Source organism: Pantoea sp. SJZ147, assembly GCF_007828605.1.
Classification (GTDB): Bacteria; Pseudomonadota; Gammaproteobacteria; order Enterobacterales; family Enterobacteriaceae; genus Pantoea; species Pantoea allii.
The window spans coordinates 1-17417 of sequence record NZ_VIVB01000005.1; the positions used below are offsets into that span (position 1 = coordinate 1).

The 17417-nt window shown below is 51.2% G+C and carries 14 protein-coding genes; 5 read left to right on the forward strand and 9 right to left on the reverse strand.

Features of this window, described 5'->3' with window-relative positions:
- The first annotated feature begins 118 nt into the window (after nt 1–118).
- Entirely contained in the window at nt 119–664 is a 546-nt protein-coding gene (locus FBY13_RS08695; RefSeq protein ID WP_145393972.1) for a hypothetical protein, read from the forward strand.
- A 240-nt stretch (nt 665–904) separates the two neighbouring features.
- On the opposite strand, the gene FBY13_RS08700 is transcribed toward FBY13_RS08695, so the two are convergent.
- Both FBY13_RS08700 and FBY13_RS08705 read right to left on the reverse strand, forming a co-directional pair.
- A complete protein-coding gene (locus FBY13_RS08700; protein WP_145393973.1) occupies nt 905–2419 on the reverse strand; it encodes an alpha-N-arabinofuranosidase in 1515 nt (504 codons plus the stop codon).
- Nucleotides 2420–2460: 41 nt separating this feature from the next.
- Complete coding sequence (locus FBY13_RS08705; protein WP_145393974.1) at nt 2461–3864, reverse strand: glycoside-pentoside-hexuronide (GPH):cation symporter; 1404 nt, start codon at nt 3862–3864, stop codon at nt 2461–2463.
- Between the two features lie 747 nt (nt 3865–4611).
- On the opposite strand from FBY13_RS08705, the gene FBY13_RS08710 reads away from it, so the two are divergent.
- Both FBY13_RS08710 and FBY13_RS08715 read left to right on the forward strand, forming a co-directional pair.
- Nucleotides 4612–5865 carry a mechanosensitive ion channel family protein gene (locus FBY13_RS08710; RefSeq protein WP_145393975.1) on the forward strand — a complete coding sequence of 418 codons (1254 nt, stop codon included), beginning with the start codon at nt 4612–4614 and terminating at the stop codon, nt 5863–5865.
- Nucleotides 5866–6149: 284 nt separating this feature from the next.
- A complete protein-coding gene (locus FBY13_RS08715; RefSeq protein ID WP_063880261.1) occupies nt 6150–6353 on the forward strand; it encodes a hypothetical protein in 204 nt (67 codons plus the stop codon).
- A 205-nt stretch (nt 6354–6558) separates the two neighbouring features.
- Here FBY13_RS08715 and FBY13_RS08720 read toward each other — a convergent pair whose 3' ends face one another.
- The 3 genes from FBY13_RS08720 to apbE form a co-directional block, all read right to left on the reverse strand.
- Complete coding sequence (locus FBY13_RS08720; RefSeq protein ID WP_145393976.1) at nt 6559–8211, reverse strand: multidrug ABC transporter permease/ATP-binding protein; 1653 nt, start codon at nt 8209–8211, stop codon at nt 6559–6561.
- 85 nt (nt 8212–8296) lie between these two features.
- Nucleotides 8297–8938, reverse strand: coding sequence for a DNA oxidative demethylase AlkB (gene alkB / locus FBY13_RS08725; protein WP_145393977.1), 642 nt, complete (start codon nt 8936–8938; stop codon nt 8297–8299).
- Nucleotides 8939–8952: 14 nt separating this feature from the next.
- Nucleotides 8953–9993 (reverse strand): FAD:protein FMN transferase ApbE, encoded by a 1041-nt coding sequence (apbE, locus tag FBY13_RS08730; protein ID WP_063880264.1) that lies wholly within the window; start codon nt 9991–9993, stop codon nt 8953–8955.
- Nucleotides 9994–10138: 145 nt separating this feature from the next.
- On the opposite strand from apbE, the gene FBY13_RS08735 reads away from it, so the two are divergent.
- Together FBY13_RS08735 and FBY13_RS23705 are read left to right on the forward strand one after the other, a co-directional pair.
- The gene (locus FBY13_RS08735; RefSeq protein ID WP_063880265.1) at nt 10139–10252 is read left to right on the forward strand and encodes a hypothetical protein; all 114 of its coding nucleotides are present in this window, start codon (nt 10139–10141) and stop codon (nt 10250–10252) included.
- A 166-nt stretch (nt 10253–10418) separates the two neighbouring features.
- A complete protein-coding gene (locus FBY13_RS23705) occupies nt 10419–10550 on the forward strand; it encodes a hypothetical protein (RefSeq protein ID WP_255474476.1) in 132 nt (43 codons plus the stop codon).
- Between the two features lie 33 nt (nt 10551–10583).
- Here the strand turns inward: FBY13_RS23705 and ompC are convergent, their stop codons facing one another.
- The 4 genes from ompC to FBY13_RS08755 all read right to left on the reverse strand — a co-directional run bounded on the left by ompC (nt 10584) and on the right by FBY13_RS08755 (nt 16989).
- A complete protein-coding gene (gene ompC / locus FBY13_RS08740; protein ID WP_063880266.1) occupies nt 10584–11711 on the reverse strand; it encodes a porin OmpC in 1128 nt (375 codons plus the stop codon).
- A gap of 585 nt (nt 11712–12296) precedes the next feature.
- Complete coding sequence (locus FBY13_RS08745; RefSeq protein ID WP_145393978.1) at nt 12297–13463, reverse strand: HlyD family efflux transporter periplasmic adaptor subunit; 1167 nt, start codon at nt 13461–13463, stop codon at nt 12297–12299.
- On the reverse strand, nt 13460–15607 hold the full coding sequence (locus FBY13_RS08750) for a type I secretion system permease/ATPase (protein WP_063880268.1): 2148 nt from the start codon (nt 15605–15607) through the stop codon (nt 13460–13462). Before FBY13_RS08750 ends, FBY13_RS08745 begins: the two co-directional genes overlap by 4 nt.
- Nucleotides 15608–15633: 26 nt before the next feature.
- A complete protein-coding gene (locus tag FBY13_RS08755) occupies nt 15634–16989 on the reverse strand; it encodes a TolC family outer membrane protein (protein WP_063880269.1) in 1356 nt (451 codons plus the stop codon).
- Nucleotides 16990–17417 lie beyond the last annotated feature (428 nt).

A 17417-nucleotide genomic window follows, 5' to 3' on the forward strand; every position in this document is an offset into this window, starting at 1 on the left:
TTGGTCGGAAAAACGCTTCTTCATGGGAATGTCCTCATGTGGCTTATGAAGACATTACTAACATCGCGGTGTATTAATCAACGGGGAGCAGGTCACAACCATTATCCGTCCTGCTCAAATGGACTCTAAAGAGCTTGAGAATAAGTTATCAAAAGAAGCTCTTTTCGGCAGGCATGCTATCTTCGATAAGCAATTTGGCACAAATGTATCGCTTGAAAATGGAGCGCTGTGTATATGTCAGACGCTAAACCGCGATCTTAAGAATCTTGTAAAGCTACATTCTAATGGCGATCTACTGATCTCATTACCTTTGGCTTCACCTTCAGGAGGCCTTCCCGCCATCATCGAAGAACAGGTAACTGAGCAGCTCTCAAAAGCTTTAGATTATGCTTTATGGATCTACTCTGACATCGATCCTACACAACGATTAACTCATCTCGTGCCTGCGCTAAGCATATCAGGTGGCTCCTCAGCCTCATGGAAAACTCATGCTGAGTACCTGGCTAGTCCCAATACTATGTATTCATCATTCTCTATGGGACAAGATAAAGCTCCGGTCTTCTTGAACCCAGCTCATGTTGGAAGACAGGCATTTACCTTAGATAAGCTTTTATATGTCGAAGATTTCATAGCCCTCTTACGTCGACAATGGAAAAGTAAGTAATTTTCATAAGCACATGTTTTAGGCATATGCATAGGCATATTTAACATATATATCAGCTTTAAATACCTTTAAATTCATAATTTTAGTTTAAATTTTCAAATCCTCTCGTGCCGACCAAATAATCCCTTTAAAAGCAGCCTCTTACGGCTGCTTTTTTTATTACCTGCGAGCAGAGTCAGGCCATATCCATTCTGACTGCCCAGATGCCCACGCCTTTCTGGTATCTGGGCGATCAAACCCTCAGGGCTGCAGATCGATCACCACCATATTCCAGCTGAGAGGCGGAAGTGACACCTGTTTCTGGCGACGCTGTGCGTCGGTAACAGTGCGCGGCTGCGGCACCACCTTATCCGGCTCAGTAAAGGTATTTTTAGCGTCCAGCGCATGGCCCGCTAACACGACATGTTGTGATAATGTCCCCTCACCAAACTCATCGAGCACAAAGGTAATGTCTGCCACATCATGGGCGTGCGTGTTCAACGCGAAGAAGGCGATCTGCTGTTTCTCTTCGTTGTAAACGGCCGCGCTCTGAACCTGTCGGGTTTCGCCATGCACGGTGTTAACCGTAGGAACATTGGCAAAATAGCGTAATGCCTGTCCCCGTCCATACTGACTCACCATCTGGAAAGGCCAGAAGATGGTCTGGCGAATCACCTCGCCACCAGGGCGGGTGAAGATGGGGGCAATCACATTGACCAGTTGAGCCAGGGACGCCATTTTTACCCGGTCACAGTGATTGAGCAACGAACACATTAGCCCACCGAACGTCAGCGCATCCAGAAAAGTATAAGACTGTTCCAGTAACGGCGGCGCTTCCTGATACAGGTTGTTCGGGTCGATAAAGTGATCCTGCCAGGGCTCGCCTTCGATAGACCAGATATTCCATTCATCAAACGACAGCATCATCTTTTTATCGCTGCGCAGTTTGGCTTTAACATAGTCGGCCGTTGCCGTAATAGTATGAATAAAATCATCCATTTTCTGGAACGAGGCTAAGAAATCCTGTGGATGACCGGTGCTGTTTTCAAAGTAATGATGGCATGACAGGTAGTCAATCTGATGATAAAGCCCCTCCAGTACAATGCGATCCCATTCGGGATAGCTGGCCTGAAGCGAATTAGAACTGCCGCACCCGACCAGCTTGATATCCCGATCAACCCAACGCATGATTTTTGCCGTTTCACGCGCTTTTTTGACGTAATCTTCCGCACTCAATTGCCCGGTCTGCCACTCGCCATCCATCTCGTTGCCCAGGCACCAGAGCTTGAAATTATAGGGTTTTTGCCGACCATGCTGGATACGCAGATCGCTGAGTGCGGTGCCGGATGCCAGATTACAGTACTCAATGAAGTAACCGGCCTCCTGCGGCGTGCCTGTGCCGAGATTGACGGCGATCATCGGCGTAACGCCATACTTTTCGCACCAGGTGGCAAACTCATCTATGCCAAACTGATTGCTTTCTTTGGTCAGCCACGCGTAATCCAGCCTTACCGGGCGCGCTGATTTTGGGCCAATACCATCGCGCCAGTTGTATCCCGAAACAAAATTACCGCCGGGATAACGGACGGTGCTAATCCCCAGCTCTCTTACCCGTTCGCCCACGTCCTGACGAAAACCATGTTCGTCCGCCGTGGCATGGCCCGGTTCATAGATGCCGCTGTAGACGGCCCGTCCAAGGTGTTCCACAAAGGAACCGTACAGGGCATCGTCCACCCGATCGATGGTGTTTTGTTTTTGAAAAAAGTACTTAATCATTTTCTTCCCTTCTGTTTTCACAATGGATTACAGCTGGAGACTCAGTCGGGATGAGTCGAGAACAGATCGTCTTCAATGGTTTTCATTTTGGCGGTGGTCAGGATATAGCGCGTGCGGACCAGCCACACAGACAGCAGATAACCGACCACGGGAATCCAGACCATTAGTGCGTAAATGCCATCGATCGCACTGCGGCTTTGTTCGGCCACATTGGCCTGATAGCCGGTAAACGACAGAACCCCGCCCACAATCGCGCCACTGACGGCCAGGGCAATTTTGAGTGAAAACAGGTTGCCGGAGGCACAGATTCCGGATAAGCGCTTGCCCGTTTTCCAGTCGCCGTAGTCATCGACATCGCCAATGAACGACCACAGGATGGGTGCACCAATCTGATGAATGACAGACAGGATAAAAAACCAGATGAAAACCAGCACACTACTCTGGGCGGGTAAAAAGAAGAACACGATCGACATTGCCAGGGCTGTCGATTTAGCGGCCTGATAAACCTGGACTTTACACCAGCGGTTGGTGAAATACGGGGTAATGTAAGAGCCAAGAATACCGGCAACAATGCCGGTACTCAGAAACAGCGTGGCGTAATAGTCGTTCAGTCCCATCACATACTTTGCGAAATAGATACAGGCCGCGCCGCGTACAAAAGAAGGAATGCAGTCGAGAAACATGGCAAAAACACAAACAACCCACTGATCGTTTTTCGTAATTTGCCGGATGATCGCGAAAATCGACTCCCCGGCATTGCTCTTAGGTGTGATGCGCTCTCGGGTGGTCGCGACGCAAAAAACAAACAGAAACAGGGAGATCACGGCAAACAGCGTGATGACCCAGAAGAAACCAATTTGCCGGTTTCCGTTACCGAAAAACGCTACCATCGGCAGTAAGGTCAGGGTGCAGAACAAGCTGGCAAGCCCTGCGCCCATAAAGCGGAACTGCTGGCAGGAAACCCGTTCCTGCGCATTGGTGGTGATCACCCCGCCCAACGAGCAGTAAGGAATATTCACCCCAGAGTAAAGCAGCGACAGGATGAGATAGGTAATAAAGGCATACATGACCTTTGCATGGCCCTGTAAATCCGGCGTGTAAAACATCACCATACAGCTAATGGCAAAGGGCACAGCAAAGCCAATAATCCACGGACGAAAACGTCCCCAGCGCGTCGTGGTTTTATCAATATAAGCGCCGTAAAAGGGGTCGAAAACCGCATCGGCAAAACGTACAACAAGAAATATGGTCGCCACAACCCCAGGTGCCAGTCCAAATATATCCGTATAGAAAAAAGACAAGAACATGGTTATCGGATTAAACAGCATATTACAGGCGGCATCACCGGCCCCAAATCCGGCCTTTTCAACAAAGCCAACGCGACCCGAGCGCACCGGCTGGGCACGATAAGCGGTATCACTGTTTGACGTAATATTCGTTTTCATTTTTCACCTTTCGCCTTCCTGAAAAGAGGTGGCGATAAGCATATGTTTTAGAGCTATTTTTGGCCTACGATAACCCTCGCATAAGCAAAATCATGACTATATTTTCCATATATTTAGCTTATGCAGGCATAAAAGCCGGAGGAGGTTACCCCATTGTGTAACCTCCTGTGATGGAGAACGGTGTGATTTCCTGTATATAAATATCGTGCTGAATGGCGGCAAAAAGATCATTAAGAGGACAGTAAAGAGGAATAAAACAGAATTGTTTCACCCACCCTCTTGTGGGTTTTAATTAACTAATCATTTAAGTAAAAGAGGTTAATTAAGATATTGCTCAATCGATATAAACCTGATGAAATGCATTATCGTTAAATAATGAAAGTTAAAAATATACAGTGCAGAAACATGCATATTTAATGTTGTAAAAACGCGGTGAAAGTGCCCTTACGGCGGCAACCTACCAGGCTGACAGCCGATGCATCCTCCTCGTGCAGCACGCGTTTCCTGCCACTTGCAGAAAGCAGCCCACCCTCAGTGCAGGCGCAGGGCCATCTGCTCTGTCATCTGCTGCCCTGCTGCGGCGGTCTGAAAGCGGCGGTCAGCGCTGCCACAGTGCAACCTCGAAATGACATTATGAATAAATTCCATTAACTTACTCGTCGCAGGAAGCCCAAACGCACGCTACGCTTATCGGCATCATCGGGTTTGTGGTTGAATACAAACAACATTTTCAGGCATACGATTAACATGAATTATTTGAACGACATACAACACTATATTGAAAACAAACCTGCACTTTCTGTTGCTATTAACCTCGTTGTGTTGATCGTCGCGGGCCTGGTTGCGCATCTGATTTGTAAGTTTTTTGTGGTAAAAGTGGTACGTAAGGTGTTTTTTAGTACCCATAAGAAACAGGTGCCGCTCGACAAAGATGTCAGGTTGTCTGAAAAAATCTCTAATTTCATTCCGGTTATCACCGTTTACTTTCTGCTGCAGTTTATGCCGGACTTGCCCGAGCACCTGTTAATCGCGATTAAGACTATCTGCGGCATTTTATTTATGGTTTACCTGTCGCTGTTTTTTAATGAAGTCCTGGAGATTATCAATATCTCCTATGTTAAAAAGTCGAAACGTAAAAATCATTCGATTAAAGGTTATATTCAGGTCGGCAAAATCCTGGTGCATATCATCTCGGCGATTATGATCCTGGCCATTATGTCGAATAAATCGCCAGTGATTATTATCTCCAGTCTCGGTGCGGTGGCGGCGGTGCTGATGTTGATATTTCAGCATACCTTGTTGTCGCTGGTGGCGAATATTCAGCTGTCATCCAATGATGTGCTGCAGTTGGGCGACTGGATTGAAATCCCGGCGAACAACATCAGTGGTGAAGTGATTGATATCGCCCTTCACACCATCACCATTCGCAACTGGGACAACACGCTTTCCCGTGTTCCCACCAAAACCTTTCTTACTGAAACCTATACCAACTGGCAGGCCATGTTCTCATCCGGTGCTCGCCGAATCATGCGCAGTTTTTACATTGATCAGACGTCGATAGGTTTTGTGGACCACGCCATGCTGGAGCCCATGACGCAGATTCGCGGCATCAGTGAGCAACTCTCCAAACTTATGGATGGTCGGGAACTGAGTGCCGTAGGTAACCGCTGGTTTGTTGAAAACGGTATGACTAACCTGATGATCTTCCGTCACTATCTTACAGCCTGGCTGGCTCAGCGAGATGACATCAAAAAAGACATGTATATCGTGGTGAGGTCGATGAAGCCTTCTTCTGAGGGGCTGCCCATTGAAATCTATTGCTTCACGTCATCAATTCTGTGGGTCGATTATGAAAATACCCAATCGACAATCTTCGAATATATTTATGCCATCGCTAACGTCTTTTCATTGCGCATCTACCAGCGCCCGTCAGGAAGCGACCTGAGTTTTCTGGCACAGGAGCGTCAGCAACCGGCAACCCATAATGAAGCCCAGACCTGAGAAGCCTTTGCCCTGCCTGCTCTTTTTCAGACGTGAGCAGGGCTAAACAAATTCGGTCCGCCAGGCTGTCCAGCACCGCCTGGCGCTTATCGTTGGTGTATCGGACTTTCCTGAAAAATTGCGAATAAATACAACATTAATTATAAAAATCATTTATTTATTAATAAAATGCAAATGTTGATTACTTCACAAAAACAACAAATATGACAGCCTTTCATTAAATTGAAACAATTCTGTCATGAAAAAAACGTATTCTGTTGGCTCCTGAAATCGAGGGTACAGATATGATCATCAAAGCTAAAAACCTGAAGGATGCAGAAAACTTACTGCACTCAGGCATCAATAAGGTGGAGCTGGCATACGACATCGGTTGTGACGATTTCTTTCGTCTGGCAAGTCAGTGGTGCGAACGCGGTGCGCGCATCAGTAAAAGCCAACAGCATTTTGTCGTTTCAGTAAAAAACTTCCCCATCCCGCCCAACGATTGATTATAACAAGCTACCAACCTCACACCGCCTCCCTGTTGTTACAGCCAGGCACCGTGTGATTTCAAGCGCCAACCAGAACTTTTCTAAGCCGCTCATCACTGAGCGGCTTTCTCGTTTCTCAGTGCCCCTGTCTGACGCTCGCCGCCGATGATCAACGCGCTCAGCACGGTGTGACTGACTGAGCCTGAGACGATCTCAGCAAAAATTATAAACCCGTATCAGTAAGCTTGACGGCATCCAGGCTGGCGTGGTCGCGTTCGTTACCCGTTAACTCGTAGAGGACGCCATCGCGCATCTCCAGCAGGCGATCGGCGTGGATAAAGTAGTGGTCATCATGGCTGATGGCAAAAACGGTTTTTCCTGCAGCCTGCAACGCGGGCAATAACTCACGATAGAAAACCCGACGGAAATGCGGGTCCTGATCGGCGGCCCATTCATCCAGCAGCAGGACGTCGCGTTGCTCAGCGACGGCCAGCAGCAGCGCCAGCCTTTTACTCTGCCCTTTCGACAACTGCAAATTCAGTATTTTATTCCCTTCAATTTTCAGCTTGTCCTGCATTTTGAGCTTTTCGAGCCATTGCTGTACCCGGCCAGGCGAAGCGGGATCGCCTTTGCTGTCTATCAGACGGTCAAACAAATGCACATCGGTGAAGACCGCTGAGAAGTGTTTACGCCAGCTATCAAGGTCGCTGACATCAACCGGTTTGCCGTCTATTAGCAAGCTGCCGGACTGAGGCCGATAGAGTCCTGTGAGTAACATGGCCAGCGTCGATTTCCCACTTCCGTTACCGCCAATTAAAAACACCAGCTCGCCACGATGAAGCGTTAAATTAATCGGCCCGACCTGGAAACCCTTCTCCCCGTAGTGAAAGGTGATATCACGCAGCTCAAGGGTTTGCCACGCGGTGTCGCCAGAAAAGGCAGGAAAATCCGGTTCATACGGGGCGAGGTCAAAGCTGTTGAGTTTGCGAAAGGCGACCTGAGCACTCAGTAGCATTGGAAGTGCCCCAACCGCTGACAGCAGTGGCGTGCGCAGAAACAACAGCGTCAGGGAAAAGGTGGCTGCCACCGCCGTATTGGCCCATCCCAGACTGTTGGCCATGAAAAATACCATGCCAATCGCGCCAAGCATCATGATGTTTGACCAGTTTACGGCACTGAGATGAAAGGTAGCGGCACGCACGATATGGTGCCGGTAATCACTGGCATCCTGCTGATATACCTTGTCGTAGATCAGTCTGGCGCGCTCACGGTTAAGCTGGAGCTCTTTGCGTCCCTCAATAACGGTCTGGTAATCGCGATACAGGTTGTCTTCAACATCCCGCAATTTTGCCATATGCTGATAAACCCGCGACACCAGCATCCAGCCGCCTGCAATCGTCACGACCAACCAGCCGCTGGTCACCAGTAACATCTTTGGGGACAGCCAGGCAAGATAGAGTGCCGATCCCAGCGTGATAATGATTCCCTGAATTAACTCGGGCAAACGAACAAAAGCAAGGGTGATGGCCCGCACATCGCTGGTTAATCCCGCCAGCAGTTGTGCGCTACCAATCTGTTCGATGCGCTCCACGCGCGTGTCCAGGATGCGCTTGATAAATTCACCACGCATACGCCAGACAAACTGATGGCCCAGCCAGGTCAGTGCCAACTGCGAGGCCAACGTTACCGCCATCAGCATAACCACCTGGAACAGGAACGCGGGCAGGACCGTCAGGGAGGTATTAATCGCGACAATCATCTCGCTGTTAATAAACGCGATCATGCCAATACCTAAGGCGGCACTCAGTAGCGTGAGCAGAATTACGCCAATAAAAGGCCAGCGATACTGGCGAAAAACCACATTTAACAGTGCCATAAAACCTTACCAGACATGAAAATCAGCCAGCAGTGTAAAGTGATGGCAAATGATAGCAATCGTTATTCGCACCTTGCGCGACGGGTTAAAACGCCCGTCGGAAAGTGAGGTTATAGCGAAAGGCGCCGGTGAGCGGATGGATACCGGCTTTAAGCGGTAAGATACCGTGATAGCGCAGGCGCGAAGGCCCGCCCCAGACCACCACATCGCCATGTTCCAGCAAAACCCGCTGAGCATGGTTACTTCGCTCAAAGCCACCGAACTGGAAAACTGCAGGTAAGCCCAAGGAAACGGAGACAATAGGCTGGCGCAAATCTTTCTCATCCTTGTCCTGGTGCAGCGTGAGCTTAGCGCCGGGCTCATAGCGGTTAAGCAGGCAGGCATCCGGATTAAACCCCGGAAAGCCGGCTTCTTCAGCCGATTGTCGGGCCAGCAAACGAAACGCGTCCGGCATAGCTGGCCACTGACGCTGACTGCTGCTGTCCTGCTCGCTATAGCGGTAGCCGCGCGCGTCCGTAGACCAGCCGAAATCGCCGCAGTTGGTCATCGCAACCGACATGCGATGACCACCTGGTGTGATGCGGTGTTCAAACGGATTTTGCGCGGCAATCACCATCATCGCCTGGTACAGTGCTTCCGCCTCATCGCGGGCGCGGCGGCGTAAAATTACCGCGCCCTCAGCCAGCGGTTCTTGCCAGGGTGAGGCGTCACTAAACAGATCCAGCATAGATGTTCTCTCTGTCAGTCAGATGGAATAATAAAAGCGGAAAACTGGGGCGACATCCAGCTGACAAAGTTGTCTCCTTGCTTGCTGATTAAGTACACCGCCAGTTTCTCTTTGATTGCCAGCGCTTTGGCCTTTTCAGTGCCCAATACCATTAATCCTGTATCCCAACCATCGGCTTCCAGCGCGGTGGTGGCAATCACGGTCGCCGACACCAGCTTATGGTCGATTGGCCGCCCCGTAGCAGGATCGATGATGTGTGAAAGTCGTTTGCCATCCAGTTCATAATAGTTGCGATAGCTGCCTGAGGTACTGATACCGTGCCCCTGCAGATCGACCCGCGCCTGAACGGCATTTTCCCGGTCGGTCGGTTTCTGAATCGCCACCCGCCACGGCTGGTTCTGCGCATTCATTCCACGCGACAAAACAGCGCCGCCCACCGAGACCAGATAATTATTAATGCCTTCCTGCTCCATCAGGCGCGCCAGATGGTCCGTTGCAAAACCTTCTCCCACCGTGGAGAGGTCAACATATAAGCCTGGCAGATCTTTTTGCAGCCACTGCCCTTCTCCTCCCTGAATCACCCGCAAATGTTGCAAGCCAGTCAGGGCTCGGGCCGCGGCGATCTGCTGATCGTCAGGAATATGGCTGGGCTGCTTATCGGGACCAAAGCCCCACAAATTAACCAGCGGACCGACGGTAATATCCATGGCCCCTGCGGTTTTCTTGCCGATTCGCAGGGCAAGCGTCACGATATCAGCCATGTTTTCACTCACCGGCTGTGGCGTCGTGGCACGGCTCTGATTAAAGCGCGACAGCACAGAGGTGGGCTTCCAGGTTGAGAGTTCCGCATCATCGGCATCAAGCCGTTGCTGAATGCGCTGCTGAAGCACGGCTTTACGTCCGGCATCAACCCCTGCCAGGCTAACTCGCCACACCGTCCCCATTGTTTTCCCTTCCAGCACCATGGCGTCTTGCTCTTTTGACGACGGGTTATCACACCCTGCCAGCAGCACCATTGCGGCCACTAACAGCAGATTTATCTTAAAGGTCATCAATATTCATCCGTAACAGGTAATTTATGCATATTTCAAAGCACAAACACTAAGTAAAGTAACTTAAATATGGTTGATAAAACTTATGCGCTCTACCAGACTAACTCGTTCCGCTCGATCTTGAGGGCGTCAGAAAAAGGAGTAACAGATGATTTTATTAATCCTTGCCGCTGCGTTGGGCCTGTTCGTGTTAGGAAGTTATAAAACGTGGCAGCAGCGTCGAAACCGCAATGTGGCGACAGCCTATCTGCGCCGCCGTTGATCGCCTCTGCACCATTTAAGGTCATCCGCCCCTTTATCCGCGCGCTATTGTAGCAAGATCCCCTGTTTTTCCGTGGCTATGAGAGCGGTCGGACTGGCACGATTCCTGCACTAGTTATATCGTCTGATTTGCTGAGAGGTGTGGGATGGAGAAGACAGAGACTGCGATGACTACGATGCAAAACTGGTTGAGTTTTGCTGCATTCACCTTGTCAGGTGTGGCATTCGAGGGGGCGAGATATGGCAACGTTATCGTGCCGCAGGATGAAACCGGGCCAGAACAGATAACGAATGAATAAAACCAGGGAGCGCATTCGCGCTCCCTGTGACTTTTAGAACTGGTAAACCAGACCTACGCCCACCACGTCGTCGGTATTAATTCCCGCCGCTTTGGTGAAGTCGTTGTCGTCCAGTAAGTTGATTTTGTAATCAACATAGGTCGACATGTTTTTGTTGAAGTAGTAAGTCGCACCGACGTCGACGTATTTCTTCAGATTCTGCTTGCCCCAGTTCTGCACATCGGTACCGCGTGAGTTCACGTAGGCCAGAGAAGGACGCAGACCAAAATCAAACTGGTACTGAGCCACTAATTCCCAGTTATCCGCTTTATCCGCATAACCGTAAGCCGTATTTGGCTGGTTACGGCTGGTGCTGTCACCGAAGCTGGTCGCGTTATACGACCGGGTATACATCGCAGCCAGATAAATATTATTGGCATCATATTTCAGACCGCCGGTATAAGCTTCCGCTTTATCACCACGTCCCAGGATACCCGCAGCATTACCATTCTGGTTGCTGGTACGATCGGACTGGAAGGTTGCGGCACCAATACCGAAACCGGAACCCAGATCATAGGTGGTGCTCAGGCCCCAGCCGTCGCCGTTTTCACCCAGCACATCACGACCGCCGCTCGCTTCCGTTGGGTTGTCATTTTTGCCCTGATACTGGACGGCAAAGTTCCAGCCATCGACCAGACCGAAGAAGCCGTTGTTACGATAGGTCGCCATGCCGTTGCCGCGCTGGAACATAAAGTTGTCCGCGCCATAAGTATCACCACCAAACTCTGGCAGAACGTCGGTCCATGCGCCGATGTCATAAGCCACGCCGTAGTTGCGACCATAGTCAAATGAACCTGCATCGCCAAACTTCAGCCCTGCAAAGCCAACGCGGGTATAGCTGTCAGCCGTGCCTTGTGCCTCAGAATTGTTGAGTGCGGCCTGGTATTCCCACTGGCCATAACCACTCAGTTGATCGGTGACCTGGGTTTCACCCTTGAAGCCAAAACGGACATAGGACTGGTCGCCATTGGCGCTGTCGTTATCCGAAAAATAGTGCAAACCGTCTACTTTGCCGAACAAGTCTAATTTATTGCCGTCTTTATTGTATATTTCAGCCGCATTTGCCGATCCCGCTGCTGCCAGTAATGCAGGGATCGCCAGGGAGAGAATGTGACGCTTCATTTTATTACCCTCTGTTATGTGCCTTTTATATTTGCCACTGCAAACCGATGGTAATATCGGTCGGCAAACCATTGTTGGTTCATAGCGAGTAATAATCCATCGTAAAAATGCTACTAAATTTCCGAAACTGTTTCATAATCTGTAAAATTTATTTCTACATGTAAATAACACGGAACTTATTAGCCGCACAGAGTGATAAAAAATAAAGCACAAAATGATAATCCAATCGAAAATAATAGTTATCAGGATGATTTTAATGGGAATATTCCTAAGCACTCAATGGTAAAACTTATTGCGCCCCAGCCAATATACTTACTCCCGCTATCATCATTTATTTCTTATCTTCATTCACCCCGAATGATTTTTTTTTACCCTTATATATCGCCGGGCTTATTGCCCGGCTTTTTTTTGCCTGATCGCCTCTGCTCTGGTTTCATACGCGCTAAATAGCCTTGATTATTGCCGCTTTTATCACCAAATTTATTTGTTGATTTAAGAAAATATAGTGCGTCAGCAGGTAAGGCTTATCAGATAATTAGTCACTTAATGAAACTATAACAGGCCGCCCGATTCGGACTGGCGATATTAGCGCTCGCGCATCGATTCTTTGACTTTATTCAACGGCTTAAGCAAATAGTCCATTACGGATTTTTGTCCCGTCTTAATCTCAACGTTCGCCACCATACCAGGAACAATCGGGAAGCGCCGTCCCGCCCGATTCGTCAGCTCCGCTTTTTGCGTACGCACATAAACCCGGTAATAGAACTGGTCGCGCTTGACCTCATCCTGCAAGGTGTCAGGAGAAACGGTTTCCACCACGCCCGCTAAGTCACCGTAAATCGACGAGTCATAGGCGGTGACTTTGACCACCGCGGCCAGGCCGGGCCGGATATAGGCGATATCACGAGGATTAATGCGGGTTTCAATCAACAATTGATCTTCCAGAGGAACGATCTCCATTATCTTTCCGCCCGGCTCAAGTACCCCGCCGACTGTCGTAACCTGAATATCCTTCACAATCCCACGTACCGGTGAATAGAGCGTCGCGCGCGTCAGCTGATCTTCTTTGCCTGCGGCGACCTGAAGCTGGGCGTCCAGTTCAGCATTGTTTTTTACCTGCTCTTCATGAGCACGAACCAGATAGTCGTTACGCGCCTCATCGATCTTACCGCGCAGATCGCTTACCTGGCGGCGCAGGCGGATCACTTCTACCTGCCCTGCTGCCCCCTTCGCCACCAGCGGTTCAGTTAAACGCAGCTCATCCTGTACCAGCCGTAAAGACTGTTGCAGATTACTGATGGTTTCGGTCAGATTACGGCGACGCGACTCGTACAGTTGCCTCTCGCGCGCCACCAGTTGCGGCTCTTTCTGCGTCTCTGCACTGAAGGTAAGCGGAATCCCCGACAGTTCAGCGTTAAGCCGTTCTGAGGACGCACGCAGCGTGCGCACTCTGGCTTGTACTTCGCCAAAGTTTGACTGAAAACGGGTGGGATCAAGCGTGGCCAGTATCTGGCCCTTTTCGACGATATCGCCCTCATGCACATTGAGCTGCTTAACGATGCCGCCGTCCAGGCTGTCAATCACCTGTGCGCGGGTGGATGGCGTGACCTTTCCGGTGCCTACCGTGACCTCATCAAGAATCGCTATGTGCGCCCATACAAGAAAAATGGCCAGCGCCGCCGTACATAACCAGATGATTGCCGACGTACGCCGTTCATGTTTGGCCAGATCTTTGTCCATCACCACGCTCATGCCGCACCTCCCTGACTGGCATCCGCGACGTTGTGGGTCGCGCGCCGTAAAATCTGATCTTTTGCGCCGTCCGCGATGATGCGGCCGTTTTCCATTACGACAATACGATCGACCATCTTCAACAGGGCGGGACGGTGAGTCACCAGAATCAGCGTGCGTCCACTGATCCAGCCCTGCATCTGGCGGATAACATGCTCTTCAAGCTGCTCATCCATGGAGGCAGTCGGCTCATCCAGCAGCACGACCTGCGGCTGGCGCAGAATCAGTCGGCTGAGCATAATCATTTGGCGCTGTCCGCCTGACAGCCCGCGCCCGCCCTCATTGATAATGCGATCCAGGCTGGCCGCATCCTGCTGAACCAGCGACAGTGCTCCACTGATGCGTAATGCCTGTAGCATGTCCTGCTCGCTGGCGTGGGGATTGCCGAGCAGCAAATTCTGCCTCAGCGTGCCAAAAAACAGACGGGAATCGTGGGACAGCCAGCCGAGCTGTCGGCGTAGGTCGGTCGGATCGATATGGGCCATATCCACGCCGTCTACCAGCACTTTTCCCTGACTGGCCTGCGCCTGGCCCGCCAGAATCTTCAGTAAGGTGGATTTCCCCGCACCGACCTTCCCCAGAATGGCGATTTTTTCACCCGGCTTGACGTTCAGCTGCTGCACATTAAGCACGTTCTTTTCGTTTTCTTCGTCGTAGGTATAGTGCACGTTGCGCAGTTCATAATGCCCGGTCAGCGTCGGGCAGTGCGCCATGGTGGCGGAATCAGGTTTATCGAGTGGTTTTTTCAGCAGCTCATCCAGCCCTTTCATGGCGGTTTTGGCGTGCTGCCAGCGGGAAAAGACCATGGTTAACTGCATCAGCGGCGCGATAGTGCGCGAAGAAAGCATGCTACAGGCGACCAGCGTTCCGGTGGTGATTTGTGAGTCCAGCACCAGGTAAACCCCAAACACCAGCATGCCCGCATAGGTCAGTTGCTGCACGGTCGCTGCCCAGCCGGTCAGTCTGGCTCCCCACAGGCGTTGCTGATTACCGATCGCGGCGCTGACCTCATGTGTCTGCTCCCACTGGCGCTGAAAATAGGGTTCGGCCTGCAGCGCTTTGATGTCTTCAATGCCTTCGATTGTTTCAACCAGCACGGCGTTTCGTAGCGCGCCTTCGCGCAATCCGGCTTTCGCCAGCCGCGCCATCGGGAACTGGACTAACATGCCCGGAATAATGATTAACGGAATGGCGGCCAATGGAATCAGTACCAGCCAGCCGCCAATAAACGACATGATAAACAGGAACAGAATGACAAAAGGCAAGTCTGCAGCCGCGCCGACGGTGGTTGAGGTCAGTAACTCACGCACCTGATCGATTTCGCGCAGCTGAGAGATAAAGGACCCGGTGGATTTGGGCCGTGACTCATTGCGGATATTCATTGCCCGGGCAAACAGCATGGCGGAAACTTTTAAATCGATGCGTTTGCCCATCAGGTCAGACACCTGCGTGCGCATCAGGCGAATCAGATATTCAATGGCGGCGGCAATCAGTACGCCGACAAACAGCACCCACAAGGTGGCCTCGGACTGGGCGGGAATCACCCTGTCGTAGACCTGCATTGAAAAGAGAATACCGGCCAGCGCCAGCACGTTACTGATTACCGACGCCACGGAGATTTCCGCGATGCGACGTCCCATGCCGCGAAAGTTTTTCCAGAACCAGTGCGGTTCATAGGGCTGCACGAACTCATCGATTCGGGCATCTCTGCCGCGTGCGGCTACGCCAATCACGCCGATATCACCCTGCGCTCTGGAGAGCAGGCCGGCCAGCTCGCCTTCGCGAATCACGTCACCGCCTTCGCTCAGCCAGTAGCGTGCGCCGCCGTCAGCATCGATCTCTTCCAGCACGGCAACGCTGTTATTTTCCATGACCAGCACAACGGGCGTGATCTCCTGCCGCCAGCGTAGTTTGTTCTGTGGCACCATCGTGAGATGGAGTCCAAGGAGACCACACAGGCGCTCCAGCTGCTGTGCCACCGGCAGGTGTTCAAACCAGCGCATTTGCTGGCGCAACGTTTTTCCATCTGCAGGTTTGCCGAAACGGGCCGCCACGCGCAACATCGCAGCAATCCAGTTATCGGTCGTCGGGTTTTGTGCACTCATCGTAAACGCCTTTTAAAACGGGTTCGCTATTGCAACGAAGGAAGAAGATCGCCACTGCTTTTTTGACGGTCGATACCCATGATGTCGAGCAGGTTATCAACCGCAGCGGCGTAGCGGACGGTGGCATCCCAGCCGTCATAAAGCGCAGTTATCCGCGCGCTGTCGGCCTGAAAAACATCCTGCTCGACGCTGAGCAGATCATTCAGGCTGCGTTTACTCAGCCGGTATTCATCGGCATAAACGTTGCGTGTATGTTCAGCGCTGGCTAACTGCGCCTCACCCGCCAGTTGACGCTGCTGAGCGCCAATCATGTCGGCGTAAGATGTGGAGGCATTTTGATTAATCGTGAGTTTGGCTTGCTGTACCGCAGCCTGCGCGGCGAGCCTATCGCCTTCTGCTGACTGTGTTTTGGCATTGACCAGACCGCCCTGATAGAGCGGCGCTTCGACCTGAAGCTGGACTTCATCATCCCAGTATGAGCGAGTGTCATTCTCATAACGTGTCCGACCGGCCTGGACCTTGATACTGGGCCAGTGCCCCGATTGAGCCTGACGTACCCGCTCCCTGGCGGCTTCCTGCTTGTATTGTGCACTGCGCACCGCAGCACTGCTTTCATAGGCAATTTTGTCCAGGGTAATTTGCTGTTGTAGCAGTGCCTGGGGCAGTTCAGGCAGCGTGGCAGGCACCACGCCGGTCAGGACGGTAAGCTGTGCGTTAGCAGAGCGCAGTTGCGCCAGATACTGCTCACGCGTGGCATGCATGGCGGCGATACGTGTTTCGGCCTGCAGGACGTCAGACTGAGAGTTTAGCCCGGCATCCGCGCGCATTTTGGCGATGTCACGCACGTGTTCAAGCGAGGCGATATTGGTCTGCGCGGTAGCGGCCAGCGCCTGGTAGCGTTTGACCTCCAGATACGACTGCAAGGCCTCTTTAGCGACCTGCGTCATCGCGTCGAATAAACTAAACTGGTAGGCATCCGACAAGGCATGCTGTTCGTCTATTGCGCCATTGGTGCGACCAAAGTCATACAGCAGTTGGCTCAGCACGATCCCGCCGGAACCATTATTATTCAGGCTGCCAGAGGAGTCGGTTTGATGAGAGCGCCCCGCCGCCCCCTGAAGCGATAGCTGAGGATACCAGGCGCTCTGCGCAGCACTGAGATCGCCTTCACCGATATGAATCTGCGCTGCCGCCTCCGAAATCTTCGGGTTACGTGAGAAGGCGCGTAATATGGCATCTCGCAGCGTTAAAATGGCGACCTGCTCTTCACTCGGTGCCGCTCGCCAGTTAAATTCCGCTTTGGGGAGCGGTGCGGCAAACGCCGCGGGTAATACCACGCCATTCAGGGCGTAAAAAAACAGGGCTAAACGCGCTTTGTTCATTATTCATACCAACAGGTTTTCTTATGATCATTTGAAGACGTCCTGGTGATTTCAGCATACAAAAAAGCAAGGTCACGATGAGCATTACGCATTTTATTGTTAATTTACTTAATGCGTTTAATAGAGACCGCTAAGCGCGAGTTAATATTAATAGTACATATCCCCCAGCGGTTCATTCTAAAAATCACCAATTATCAAATATCTTTACTGAAAGGCGATTTTTTAATCAGTTGCATCCTCCTCTACCAGTTAAGAAAAAATAAACAACAACCTGTTTGAATAAGTTGCAGGGCTTACCATTCTTAAAAGCGACAATGCAGGATACCAAAGCGTCAAAAGTAAGGCTGCGGCCAACCCGTCGGATGGATACAGGTAACTGCGCAGAGGTTTCCACGGCCCGTGGGTTTGCGCTATGCGGCCCCCTTTAC